This is a genomic window from Geosporobacter subterraneus DSM 17957, assembly GCF_900142145.1.
GTDB classification, from domain to species: Bacteria; Bacillota; Clostridia; order Peptostreptococcales; family Thermotaleaceae; genus Geosporobacter; species Geosporobacter subterraneus.
Map to the genome: position 1 here is coordinate 57,283 of NZ_FQZV01000009.1, position 13,778 is coordinate 71,060.

Consider the following 13,778-nt stretch of genomic DNA (forward strand, 5'->3'; position numbering starts at 1 on the left):
TATGCCCCATTTTTTGTAATCAATAGGCATCCTTGAAATTCCACATACTAACCTTAGAATCCATTGCTAGATTCGAAGGGAGGTAACAAATTGCCAAACATTGTGTTTTTTATTCAGTTTTTCTTTGCTATTGTGATTGGCCTGTACTTCTTAAACTTACTCAAGAGTCAGGCAGGAAGCAAGGCTGCTATAGAAAAGGAATCCAAAAAGGAAATGGATAAGCTCAATGAATTAAGGAACCAGTCTCTGACCCTTCCGCTTTCAGAAAAGACCCGGCCCCAATCTTTCTACGACATTGTGGGTCAAGAGGATGGGATTAAGGCGCTAAAGGCTGCATTATGCAGTCCCAATCCCCAGCATGTGATCATATACGGGCCGCCGGGTACCGGGAAGACGGCCGCTGCGCGCCTCGTTCTGGACGAGGCCAAGAAAATTAAGCATTCGCCCTTTAACTATCGGTCTAAGTTTGTTGAGATGGATGCCACCACGGTACGATTTGATGAAAGGAGTATTGCAGATCCCTTGATGGGTTCTGTACATGATCCTATCTATCAGGGGGCAGGACCATTGGGACAGTCAGGTATACCTCAGCCAAAGCCTGGTGCTGTTACAAGAGCCCATGGAGGCGTATTATTTCTTGATGAGATAGGAGAACTCCACCCTATCCAAATGAATAAGCTGCTTAAGGTTTTAGAAGACCGAAAGGTTTTTTTAGAAAGCGCCTATTACAATTCTGAAGATCCTAGTGTTCCAAGATATGTTCATGAGATTTTCCAAAAAGGGCTGCCGGCAGATTTTCGATTGATTGGTGCAACCACCAGAACACCGGAGGAACTGCCTGCTGCCCTGCGCTCCCGTTGCGTAGAAATATACTTTAGACCCCTATTACCAGAGGAAATATCTAAAATATGCAAAAATGCAGTAGATAAATGCGGCTTTGAAATAGAACCGGGAGCTGTAGAGATTGTAAAAAAATATGCCCACAACGGAAGAGAGACGGTAAATATGATACAAATTGCCAGCAGTGTAGCTTTAAATGAGAATCGTAGGGCATTAACCGTAAAAGACTTGGAATGGGTAGTAGAGAGCGGTCATTATCTGCCCCGGCCTCAGCCAAGAATCCATCCAAATCCACAAGTAGGTGTAGTGAATGGACTGGCGGTCATTGGCCCCAGTGTCGGTGTTTTATCAGAGGTAGAAGCCACAGCGATTCCGGTGCCGAAGGGAACCGGAAGCATACGAATTACAGGAATCGTCAATGAAGAAGAGGTCTCCTCCATGGGGAGAAAGCTGAAGCGAAAAAGCACTGCGCAGAACTCCATAGAGAATGTTCTAACGGTTCTAAGAAAGCAATTTCAATTAAATCCCCTGGATTATGATATTCACTTGAACTTCCCAGGAGGAATGATGGTAGATGGACCCTCTGCTGGGGTCACTGTAGCTGCAGCGATCTATTCAGCTATTACCAACAAGGAGATTGATAATAAGATAGCCATGACTGGAGAATTGTCTATTCGGGGAAAGGTAAAGCCTATTGGTGGGGTCGCAGCGAAGATCGAAGCAGCGAAACAGGCTGGCTGTACAAAGGTATTGATTCCTGCTGAGAACTGGCAGGAGAGATTTAGAGATGCAGGAATTGAAGTAGTAAAAATAGAAGATATCCAGGAAGTCATAGCCCATGCTTTTCGTCTTGATACCATGGACTGGGTTGCATCTATACCCTCTCCCTTGACCATTGCAATGGCAGACGGCATGCAAAAGCATATTGGCACCCCAAACTAGCAGATTGGGGTGCTTTTTAGTAAAGATATTGAGGGATTTTATTGAAAAATCTTACAAGATTATATATAATAATGAATTGCACAAGAAAATAGTTTAGCAATACCTGGATAACGTATAAATGAAATAGATAACAATTTTACCCCGATAGATTCTATAGGTTTTCTACTCGAAATCCGATTGTAGCATAATTTCGCAGAGAATACAAAAACTAAGCACATGAGTTTACAAATGAGGAGTTGATGACATGAGCAAAAAGAAAGTAAAGAAGTATGAACTGCCCTTAATTCCATTAAGAGGTCTCTCTGTTTTTCCATATATGGTGTTGCACTTTGACGTGGGTCGTGAAAAATCTATTAATGCCCTTGAAGAGGCCATGATAAACGACCAAATGATTTTTCTAACTACACAAAAAGAAGCAGAAACAGACATTCCTACAGAGGAAGATTTTTATAAGGTAGGCACCATCTCCAAGATCAAGCAGATGCTTAAGCTTCCCGGGGATGCCATTCGTGTTTTGGTAGAGGGCATTAGCCGGGCAAAAATTATAGAACTTACCCAGGAAGAACCTTTCTTTAAGGCTAAATTAGTAGAAGATCATTACGAGGGCGAAATTGAAGCAGATAAAGAGATGGAGGCATTAATGCGTACAGTCATGGATGCCTTTGAAAACTACATTAGCGTAAGCAACAGAATTTCCCCTGAGGTGCTGATTTCCGTCAGCTCCATAGAAGAGCCCGGAAGACTGGCAGATGTGATTGCCTCTCATATGATTCTAAAAATTGAGCAGAAACAGGAAATTTTAGAAGCCTTTGATCCAAAAGACCGATTGGAAGTACTGTATAAAATTTTGCTGCGGGAAATAGAAATTCTGGAAATAGAAAAGGAAATCAATGTCCGGGTAAAGAAGCAAATCAACAAACTACAGAAGGAGTATTACTTAAAGGAACAGTTAAAGGCCATTCAAGAGGAACTGGGAGAAGAAGGCGGAGTTCACGATGAGGCCGAGGAATACCGGGAAAGAATCAGAAAGGCAAAAATGCCTAAGAAGGTAGAAGAAAAGGTAGAAAAGGAAATTGACCGACTCTTTCGATTGGCTCCTGGGTCTGCAGAAGGTGGTGTAATTCGTACTTATGTAGATTGGATTTTAGATCTGCCATGGAACAAGCAGACCAAGGACCGACTGGATATCAAACAGGCTAAGGTTATCCTGGATGAGGATCATTACGGATTAAAAAGCGTTAAGGAAAGGATTTTAGAATATTTAGCCATTCGTCAGCTGTCTCAGAATATGAAAGGGCCTATTTTGTGTCTTGTAGGGCCGCCGGGGGTAGGAAAAACTTCTATTGCAAAATCCATCGCCAGATCCCTAAACCGTAACTTCGTTAGAATGTCTCTGGGGGGAGTCCGAGATGAAGCAGAAATCCGGGGTCACAGAAGAACCTATGTAGGGGCTATTCCCGGAAGAATCATCGCTTGTATTAAAGAGGGCGGTTCTAAAAACCCTGTGTTCCTGTTTGATGAAATAGACAAGTTAAGCCACGATTTTAGAGGAGATCCTGCTTCTGCGCTTCTCGAGGTACTGGATCCGGAGCAAAATAAGGAGTTTACCGATCATTATTTGGAGGTTCCCTTTGACCTGTCTAAGGTTATGTTTATTACTACGGCCAACAGCTTAGGCACGATACCAAGACCACTGCTGGATAGAATGGAAGTCATTGAGATCTCCGGCTATACAGAAGAGGAAAAGCTAAAAATCGGTGAACGTTATTTAGTACCCAAGCAGATTAAGGAGCATGGTCTAAAACCAGAAAATCTTCAGATTTCAGAACAGGGATTACGGGATGTGATCAACTACTATACAAGAGAGTCGGGAGTAAGAAATCTTGAAAGGCAAATTGCTACTCTATGCAGAAAATCTGCGAAAAGGATTGTAGAAGATAACTTGAAGATGATTCGGATTCATCCGAAAAATCTAAGCCAATATCTAGGCATTCCGAGATTCCGCTATGAAAAGATCCATGAGGATCATGAAGTAGGCATTGCTACAGGGTTAGCTTGGACAAGGGTAGGCGGTGATACCTTATCCATTGAGGTAACCACCATGAAAGGAAATGGCAAGCTGGTATTAACAGGACAGCTGGGAGATGTAATGAAGGAGTCTGCCCGGGCCGGCATCAGCTACATTCGGTCAAAGATGGAAGATCTGAAGATCACAGAGGATTTCTATCAAACCTTGGATATTCATATTCATATACCGGAGGGGGCTATTCCGAAGGATGGACCATCGGCAGGGATTACTATGGCCACAGCAGTGATTTCTGCACTAACGGGACTTGCTGTAAATAAGAACGTGGCTATGACGGGAGAAATTACCCTTCGTGGCAGGGTGCTGCCCATCGGCGGGGTAAAGGAAAAGGTATTGGCAGCCAATCGGGCAGGTATTACCAAGGTACTGCTGCCTATAGAGAATAAAAAAGACGTAGAAGAGATTCCTGATAATGTAAAGAAAAAGCTGGAGCTTGTTTTTGTCAGCAATATGGATGAGGTATTAGAGCATGCTTTGGTGAGGAAGGAAGAAAATTATGAAAATTAAGCATGCGGAGATTGTCATCAGTGCGGTGAAGCCGGAACAATATCCTATAGAACCTCTGCTGCCAGAGATTGCTCTGGCAGGGCGCTCCAATGTGGGAAAATCATCCTTGATCAATATGCTGGTAAATATGCGCAAGCTGGCAAGAACCAGCTCTAGCCCCGGTAAAACCCAAACCATCAATTTTTACCGGATTAATCAGCAGTTTCACTTTGTAGATTTACCCGGTTATGGATACGCTAAGGTATCTAAAAGCAGTAAGGAAGCTTGGGGAAAGATGATGGAAACCTACCTGACCACAAGAAAAAATCTTTATGAGGTTTTTCAGTTGGTAGATATCCGACACGAGCCCACACAGCAGGATAAGCATATGTACAGCTGGATCAAGAGTTTTGGATTTAACGGCATTGTGATCGCCACAAAGCTGGATAAAATATCAAGAGGCCAGCGGCAAAAGCATTTAAGTATGATCCGAAAGGAGCTGCAGATGACCTCGGAGGATATTTTGATTCCTGTTTCTGCAGAGACCCGGGAAGGCAAGGAGCAGCTTTGGGAAGTCATCCTGGAGGTTTTCCGGGTCAATGGGTTTGAATTTGGAGAAGAAGAACAGAGCGTGAATGAATAAACAAACCCAGCCGACGATATCCTCTAGGCTGGGTTTCAATTTGCATTTTTCTTACACTGTGCCTCTATGCATCCATATCCTGCACCTGGGCTTTTGGCTTCCAAAATGGCAGGTTAATATCCAACTCTGCGGCCAGCATGCCGGAAAGAATCAGGATACTGCCTATGATGCCTCTCCCAGTTAATACTTCCCCCGCCAGGAGGTAAGCAAACATTGCAGAGAATACCGGTTCTCCAGAAAAAATTAAAGCCGTATGGGTGGCCGTAGTATATTTCTGTGCCGTATTCTGTATAATAAAGGCGCCGGAGGTGCAGACAAAGCTTAGAAACAGAATAGAACCCCAGACACCAGCTCCAGTGGGAATAACCGGAGCTTCAAATAATAAGCTGATGATGCCGCTCAAAACCCCTACTACACCGATCTGAAGAATTGCCAGATTGATAGCATCTACCTTAACCGCATACTTGCTTACGGTAATAATATGAAAAGCAAAGCAGAAGGCACCGATTAGGGTATACAGATCTCCCATATTCAAGCTCAGGTTGTTGTCTAAGGTTAGCAAGCCTAAACCTACAATGGCAAATACAACGCCAAGAATAGCTGCCGGTTTAGGCGCTTTCTTCAAAACTAAAGCTGAGAAAATGGGCACTATAACTACTGAAAATCCGGTGATAAAGCCTGATTTAGAGGCTGTAGTATAATTAAGCCCCAGGGTTTGGGTGGCATAGCCTAAGAACATAATCACTCCGATGAGCAATCCATATTTTAAGGTTTGTCTATCCAGCTTTAGCATACGTTTATAAAATATGAGTGCAGAAGTCAATGCAGAGATGATAAAACGGATAGATAGAAAGTTAAAGGTCGACAGGGTATCTAAGGTGTTTTTCGTAAGAATAAATGAAATACCCCATGCCAGAGTGACCAGTAGCAACGCTAAATCTGCCTGATGTTGTTTTTTCATCGAATCAGCCTCCTATATTTCTATTACTTAAATAGTTTACCATAAAAATCTATAACCTTCGATATCTAAATAGACTGTTCATGAAAAAAGCTTCCATAGGAAACCTAGGAAGCTTGTATTCTATGTATTTTATTCTTCAGGTTCAAACATATCCTTGCTTACACCGCATACCGGACATACCCAGTCATCCGGAATATCTTCAAAAGCTGTTCCCGGAGCGATGCCGCCATCGGGATCGCCTACCTCTGGATCGTAAAGATAACCACATGGAATACATCTGTATTTTTGCATAAAATCTTCTCCTTTCATCCATTAAAAATAATTACAAACAGTCTATCATGATTTTACCCATAAACCCAGTACCCTAAACAAAAAAATAAACCAAAAATTACTGGAATTTATGTTTTCATCACAGACTCCATGTTATAATATTCATAAAATAATAGTTATATGTACAAATTACTAAATACAGTATAAGGGTTAGTATAAAATTTAAAAATAAATTTCAGGAGGAGATAACATGACAGATCCAAGAATCCAGCAGTTGGCACATAATCTCATCAATTATTCTACAGAGTTGAAGGCAGGGGAAAGCATACTTATTGAAATTATTGGTTTAGAGATACCCCTTGTCAAGGAATTGGTAAAGGAAGCCTATAAGGTTGGTGCAAAGCCTTTTGTAACTATAAAGGACCCACAGCTGCAGAGAGAGCTGCTGCTTGAATGTACAGAGGATCAGTTAAAAATGATGGCCCGATATGAACTGGAAAGAATGAAGGATATGGATGCATACATAGGCATAAGGGCAGGACTAAATGCCAATGAACTCAGTGATGTGCCAGGCAATAAAATGAAGCTGTACTCAGAGCTGTTCCAAAAACCGGTTCACTCTGAACAAAGGGTAAATCACACAAAATGGGTAGTACTGCGGTACCCCAATGCGGGAATGGCCCAGTTGGCAAACACTAGCCTGGAAAGCTTCGAAAACTTTTACTTTGATGTATGTAATCTAGACTACAGTAAAATGTCAAAGGCCATGGACAGTCTGGTAAGCTTAATGGAAAAGACAGATCAGGTTAGAATTAAAGGGGAGGGTACGGATTTAACCTTCTCCATCAAAGGAATTCCTGTGATTAAGTGTGACGGCAAGCTAAACATACCCGATGGAGAAGTATTTACTGCGCCAATCAAGAATTCTGTCAATGGGGTTTTATCTTATAACTGTCCTGCAGTTTTCCAAGGCTTCACCTATGAAAACATCCGTCTGGAATTTGAAAAGGGAAAAATCATAAAAGCCACAGCCAACGATACCCAGAAGCTCAACGAAGTTTTTGATACCGATGAGGGAGCAAGATATATTGGTGAGTTTGCTATCGGAGTGAATCCATACATTCTAAAGCCAATGAAGGATACCCTATTTGATGAAAAAATCATGGGAAGCTTCCACTTTACACCGGGACAGAGCTATGATGACGCCAGCAACGGCAATGATTCGGCAATCCACTGGGATTTGGTTTGTATCCAGACCCCGGAATATGGCGGAGGAGAAATCTATTTTGACGGCAGGCTGATTCGAAAGGACGGCATTTTTGTGATTCCTGAATTAGAATGTTTAAACCCTGAGCAGTTGAAATAAGCAGGATAGGAATTAAGAGATTTGACAAAAAAAAGAAAATCATATAGAATTTTTAGAAACAATGGAGTTGGTTATTCGAAGAAAGGAATCGAAGCAATGAAGGACTTAATAAAGCTGTTTTCCATTTTTTTTCGAATTGGAGCCTTTACCCTGGGTGGGGGCTATGCCATGATCCCGCTGATCCAAGAGGAAATTGTGGAAAAAAACAAATGGATTGAAGAAGATGAATTTATGGATGTGATCGCCCTTTCTCAGACGATTCCTGGAGCTTTGGCTATCAATTCTTCTACTTATGTAGGGTATAGAATGTTTGGTCTTAAGGGTGCCCTGCTGGCATGTACAGCTACTATCCTGCCATCTATTCTAATGATCCTGTTGATTGCTGTTTTCTTTATTCAGTTTCACCAAATGCATGCTGTGGAAGCGGCCTTTAAAGGCATCCGCCCGGCAGTGGTAGCATTGATTGTAGGGGCTGTACTGAAGCTTGGAAAGAACATGCCGAGAACCAAGAGAAATCTATTTTGGATTCTAGGAGTCGTTGTTTTGATTGCTTTCTTTCGCATACACCCTATCCCAATCATTATAGGATCAGGACTGTTAGGCTTCGTCCTTTTCAGAAGGGAGCAGGGTCTATGAATATCATACTGGAGATTTTTATTACCTTCGTGAAAATTGGAGGGTTCAGCTTTGGTGGCGGGCTGGCCATGCTGCCACTAATTGAAAAGGAAGTAGTGATCAATCACCAATGGCTTACAGCCAAGGAGTTTGTAGACATTATTGCCATAGCGGAAATGACTCCCGGCCCCATTGCCATCAATACTTCGACCTTTGTAGGCTATAAAGTAGCCGGTTACCCTGGAGCCTTAGCAGGAAGCATTGGTGTAACCATTGTTTCCTTTATCCTGGTGATCCTGGTCGCAAGATATTTTTTACGGGTAAAGGATGCAAAGGAGACGAAAGCTGTATTTGAAGGCATTCGTCCTGCGGTGCTGGGAATGATTTTGAGTGCGGGAATCTCTGTAGGGAAGACGGCCTTTATTGACTATAAAAGTGTGTTGATTTCACTTTTAGTGTTATTCAGCATCAATAGATTAAAGCTGCATCCGATTTTGAGCATTTTGGGTGCAGGGGTGCTGGGAACATTGTTATATTGATAATTAAATGTCATAGGCGTCAACGTAATCCAATTATTTCCAAATAAACCTTAGAAGCATGTCATTCTGAGCGTTAGCGAAGAATCTTATAGAACATAAGCAAGATTACTTTTGATTATCAGAATATATCATCTAGCTTAAAGATCCTTCGACTCCGTTTTACTCCGCTCAGGATGACAAATGATGGGTTAAGTTGACGCCTATGAATTAAATGTGAGATTATAAAATTTAATTTTCTTATTTCCGCTATTTAACTTAGGAACGTTATTGTTCCATTTTTCGATGCACGTTACGCGTTCCACGATGCACGCTATAAGATATTAAGTTCCTAATTATAAGGTCATGCAGTAAACAAAGTCATACTTCCAAAGAAGTATGACTTTGTTTTTAGCTTTGTTAAAGTTTAGTGTGGATATTATATATTTTAGATATAGGTTGTGACGCGGGGAGGGGTGGACGACTCTGTCCACCCGCAGATGCCTTATTAAAATAAGCGGGCGGACACGGGGGTTCGCACCCTACAAAATCAACATTATAGTTTAACAGAGCTTTATTTATTAACGATATGCTCGCTAATAAATAATTTATAAATTTTTAAAAAATAAAAAGATCTTATAACTCTGTGTAACATGCAACGTGTAACGAATAATAGCGATTATCCTACGAATTTGAGTCAAGACTAAGCACACACGAAGCTTCGTGTTGAATGTCCAGACATACTTACTGATATTACCACGAAAGGCACTGTGTCAATATGATACAATAGAGTTAGGAAAAAGGACAAGGGGGGAAGACCATGAGAAGCAAGGGATGGATGATCGCTATGATTTTGCTCCTGTTCATGGGGATAGGAGCCACTTTAGGCGTGATGGAATGGAAGAAAACCCATGCTGCATTTTTAAATAGTCATGCAAGGTTGATCCTTGGTGATGCTGAGATAGGAGACGAAGGGGAGCCCTTTGTGGATGATACGGGGATTTATCTGCCCTATGGGTTGGTACAGAAGCATATGGGAGAGGATATATTTTTATCAGAGGACCGAAAAAGAGTATTTATTCCCCTTATGGGCAAGGAAACTCAACTAGAGGATGCAAGACTGACGGAAATGATCCAGGACAACGGAATTATTATTAATATTCCCGTGAAGAATTTAGAGGGAGAAATCTACATTCCTATAGAACTGCTGCAAAAGATTTATGGATTTCAGGTAAGTATCTCCGGAAATGGAAAGGCCGTATTTGTTGATGCTTTCACGGAAAAGCAGTTGTGGGGCGTTGTCGTTGCAGATCAGGCAAGACTTACACCAAAGCCTACACCCTATAGTCTGGCATTGGAGAGGCTGCATAAGGACAGCCAGGTACGTATCCTTGCAGAAGGAGAAGGATGGGTAAGGGTGCGCAGCGAGGCTGGAAATATTGGCTATCTAAACAAACAACAGGTATTGGCGAAGGATGAAGTGCAAATCGTGGATTTTCAGCTGAACCAAAGACGGGAAGACTTCAGGCCTGAGGGTAAAAAAATAAATTTGGCTTGGGAATATGTCCACGAGAAATCTCCGAAGCTTACAGGGGAAGAGCGGATTGAAGCTCTGGATGTGATTGCACCTACATGGTTTAGTGTAGCCGATGAGGAAGGTACCGTATTGAATAAAGCCGATAGGCGTTATGTAGAGGAGGCTCATAAAAAGGGATACCAGGTATGGGCCTTGGTGGAGAACAGCTTTAATCCTGATCTAACCACTAAAATTCTTAATAACAAGGCCTTAAGAAGTAAAGTTATCGGACAGCTGGTGTTTTACGCCAGCCTTTACAATCTGGATGGGATTAATGTGGATTTTGAAAATATGTATTATGGAGATCAAGCTGCTTTCGTAGCTTTTATGGAAGAATTAAAAGACCAGATCAAGCTTCAGAATCTAGTACTTTCTGTAGATGTTACGGTGCCTTCCTCCAGCGAACGATGGTCCAAGGTCTATGATCGAAAGGCTTTGGCGGATATTGTGGATTATGTGGCGATAATGACCTATGACGAACATTGGGGATCTAGCCCCGTAAGCGGATCCGTAGCCTCTATTGGATGGGTGGAGCGGGGAATTCAAAGAAGCTTGGAATTAATCCCTGAGGAGAAGGTCCTAATGGGTCTCCCTTTTTATACAAGAGTATGGCGTGAGTTCAAGGATGAAAACGGGAAGAACAGGGTAGAGTCTAAGGCTATTTCAATGGTTCGTGCAAGAGAGATCATTCTGGAGAAAAAGGCAGATGTCCGATGGGATGAAAAAGCAGGACAATACTTTGCCCAATATGAGGAGAATGGAGACCAGTATAAAATATGGCTGGAGGACCCAAGATCAATTGCTTTAAAGGCCAGCCTGGTAGGCAAATACCGGTTAGCGGGTACTGCTGCTTGGAGAAGGGGTTTTGAGGATGAGGCTGTGTGGCCCGTATTGCAGGATATGATTAAGCAAGGCAGGGATCACAAAGAATTGGTATTTCATAATCCGTTTTAAAAAATGTTGTTGGGGGATATGCAGTAATCGTAAAATGATGTGTCATAGTACGGTTCTATATGGTTGTCATCCTGAGTAAAACGAAGGATCTTTAAGACAGAAACCAAAGATCCGTCACTTCGTTCAGGATGACATCTCTATGACAGTGACAGATGTAGGGGCACACAGTGTGTGCCCGCTGATGATACGCATTGGGAGAACGATGTTCTTCCCTGCAAGAAAGCATGATTTGGGGCATACAATGTAGGAAACCACGTCCCGTGGGTCCGTCTAACGACACATCCTTCCTAAATTCATCAAAAAAAAAATTACCCATTTTCCCATAATGTAAAATACAGGACTTTTATACTATAAATTAAAAGACAATTTACACATCCATAACAAATAAGACACTTTAGAATTATATAATGAAGGTAAATGCTGGGTGTTTGTTGCCATCTAAATATACATAGATTTGGAGTGGGTGAATTGGGACAAATGGGAAAAAATGAATTGTTCCAAAGGCAGTTTCTGGAGATTTTGGACAAAGAAAGCATCACAAATGTATTTCAGGCAATTGTTTCTCTAAAGGACGGAAAAATATTGGGTTATGAAGCCTTATGCCGTGGACCGGTAGGAACGCCTTATGAAAAACCAAGTGTCTTATTTGAAGCTGCCAGGCAAACCGGCAAAATTGTGGAATTGGAGTGGCTCTCGAAAGCAAAAGCAGTAGAAAAATTTGATAAAAGCAATGAGCCCGTTAAGCTTTTTGTCAATATTGATCCCTCTTTTTTTGATGACAGCCATAAGGTAGAGCAGTGGATGCAGAACTTTTTCCGTGATGATAAAATGGATACACGATATATTATATTTGAGATGACAAGAGATAGCAGCATAAATCATTTTAGGGAATTTTTAGAAGTGCTTATGAAATATAAGATAAAAAACTGCGGGGCTGCACTGGACCATATGGTGAATAACAGTCAGGATTTGAGCTTTATTTCAAATGTATCCTGTCCCATATTTATCAAGTTGGATATGTCCTTCATACGGGATATTCATAAGGATCAAGTAAAGCAAATACTAATAAAGACCCAGGTAGATATAGCCAATTCACTCAATTTTTATCTCATTGCCGAGGGCATTGAGCAGGAGGAAGAGCTGGAACAATTGGTTCAGCTGGGTGTTCATTATGGACAAGGCTATTATATCCAGAGACCTGCTCCAGGTTTTTTAGATATTCATCCTTTGACGCAAAGAAAAATTTATGAAAAGTATCAGTCCAAAAACAAGATTAAGCTTGGCGATATTACAAACACTAAGGTAGGAGAAATCAGTAAAGGGTACCTTGCTATTGATTCCAAAACCCTTGGGAAAGAGGTAAATGAAATTTTTGAATCCGGAATAGAACTGCAAGGAATCCCCGTGGTGGATGGGGGGAAGCCCGTAGGATTGATCATGAAGCATAAATTTTATAGAAACTTAGGCAAACAGTACGGTTATGTAATCTTTATGAAACGTTCCATCGATAGAATTATGGAAAAAAATCCCTTAACGGTAGACTATGATACACCATTGGACCGGGTTTCGGAAATGGCTATGATGCGGGAGGAAGAGTCTCTCTACGATTATATTATTGTCCTGCGGGAGGGCAAGTATTTTGGAATCGTAACCGTAAAGGATTTGCTTCAAAAAACAACGGAAATTGAACTGAACCGGGCAAAGTATGCTAACCCATTAACAGGACTTCCTGGCAATATTTTAATCGAACAAAAACTAAAGGATGTCATTGCTGGGGACAGGCCCTACTCTGTACTCTATTTTGATTTGGATAACTTTAAGGCCTATAATGACGTTTATGGATTTGAGAATGGAGACCGGGTTATAGAAATGACAGCAGAAGTCATTGAACAGAGGATGAAGGCTTTGGAATTCGAGGATAGTTTTTTTGGTCATGTAGGCGGCGATGATTTTGTAGCGATTTTACCTTCTTATAGCGTGAACAAGCTTTGCGAAGCCATCATTGAAAAATTTGATAAACGAATTTCTGAATTCTATACGGAGCTGGATCGGGATCATGGATATATAATGGCACAAAACCGCCATGGGATGATGGAAAAATTCCCTTTGATGAGCCTGTCTATTGCAGTAGTGAATAATCGCAAACAAAAGTATGAAAGCGTAAGCCAAATTGCAGAGCATGCCAGTAAAGTGAAGAAAAAGTGTAAAAGCTGTTGGACCAGTAATTATATTGTTGAATGATCGAAAGTCAAAACTAGCGAAGCAGTGCCTTTATTATATAGATATGCGACGGAGAATCCTAATGAATATTCGGAACGACGAGGGCGTCGATCCCTACACTTCTATCAGGGTTTATGCAGGGAACGGCCCCTGTGCCGTTCCGATGAATGTTAAATTTCTTAATCACACATCTCTATAAGTACGGCTTCAAATCCCATATTAGATGTAGTACTAGCCCTCTAAGAATATCCTTTTATTCTTAGAGGGCTTTGACATTACCTGCAATATTTCCCGGGAAAATGAC

10 protein-coding genes are annotated in these 13,778 nt (G+C 41.5%); 8 read left to right on the forward strand and 2 right to left on the reverse strand.

What is annotated here, in order from left to right:
- Positions 1-90: 90 nt before the first annotated feature.
- From lonB to yihA, 3 genes are all read left to right on the forward strand, one after another.
- Positions 91-1,782, forward strand: a complete 1,692-nt coding sequence (gene lonB, locus BUB56_RS04135; protein ID WP_110940107.1) for an ATP-dependent protease LonB — start codon at positions 91-93, stop codon at positions 1,780-1,782.
- Positions 1,783-2,026: 244 nt separating this feature from the next.
- Positions 2,027-4,375, forward strand: a complete 2,349-nt coding sequence (gene lon / locus BUB56_RS04140) for an endopeptidase La (protein ID WP_110940108.1) — start codon at positions 2,027-2,029, stop codon at positions 4,373-4,375.
- The gene (gene yihA / locus BUB56_RS04145; RefSeq protein WP_110940109.1) at positions 4,365-4,997 is read left to right on the forward strand and encodes a ribosome biogenesis GTP-binding protein YihA/YsxC; all 633 of its coding nucleotides are present in this window, start codon (positions 4,365-4,367) and stop codon (positions 4,995-4,997) included. Before lon ends, yihA begins: the two co-directional genes overlap by 11 nt.
- 64 nt (positions 4,998-5,061) lie before the next feature.
- On the opposite strand, the gene BUB56_RS04150 is transcribed toward yihA, so the two are convergent.
- Together BUB56_RS04150 and rd are read right to left on the reverse strand one after the other, a co-directional pair.
- A complete protein-coding gene (locus BUB56_RS04150) occupies positions 5,062-5,958 on the reverse strand; it encodes a DMT family transporter (protein WP_110940110.1) in 897 nt (298 codons plus the stop codon).
- Between the two features lie 129 nt (positions 5,959-6,087).
- A complete protein-coding gene (gene rd, locus BUB56_RS04155) occupies positions 6,088-6,249 on the reverse strand; it encodes a rubredoxin (RefSeq protein WP_110940111.1) in 162 nt (53 codons plus the stop codon).
- A 229-nt stretch (positions 6,250-6,478) separates the two neighbouring features.
- Here rd and BUB56_RS04160 point away from each other — a divergent pair, with 229 nt between their 5' ends.
- From BUB56_RS04160 to BUB56_RS04180, 5 genes are all read left to right on the forward strand, one after another.
- On the forward strand, positions 6,479-7,594 hold the full coding sequence (locus tag BUB56_RS04160) for an aminopeptidase (RefSeq protein ID WP_110940112.1): 1,116 nt from the start codon (positions 6,479-6,481) through the stop codon (positions 7,592-7,594).
- Between the two features lie 21 nt (positions 7,595-7,615).
- The gene (locus BUB56_RS04165) at positions 7,616-8,230 is read left to right on the forward strand and encodes a chromate transporter (protein WP_110940113.1); all 615 of its coding nucleotides are present in this window, start codon (positions 7,616-7,618) and stop codon (positions 8,228-8,230) included.
- A complete protein-coding gene (locus BUB56_RS04170) occupies positions 8,227-8,748 on the forward strand; it encodes a chromate transporter (RefSeq protein WP_110940114.1) in 522 nt (173 codons plus the stop codon). Before BUB56_RS04165 ends, BUB56_RS04170 begins: the two co-directional genes overlap by 4 nt.
- 796 nt (positions 8,749-9,544) lie before the next feature.
- Positions 9,545-11,254, forward strand: coding sequence for a glycosyl hydrolase family 18 protein (locus BUB56_RS04175; protein WP_110940115.1), 1,710 nt, complete (start codon positions 9,545-9,547; stop codon positions 11,252-11,254).
- A 477-nt stretch (positions 11,255-11,731) separates the two neighbouring features.
- Positions 11,732-13,495 carry a GGDEF domain-containing protein gene (locus tag BUB56_RS04180; protein ID WP_242946220.1) on the forward strand — a complete coding sequence of 588 codons (1,764 nt, stop codon included), beginning with the start codon at positions 11,732-11,734 and terminating at the stop codon, positions 13,493-13,495.
- Positions 13,496-13,778 lie beyond the last annotated feature (283 nt).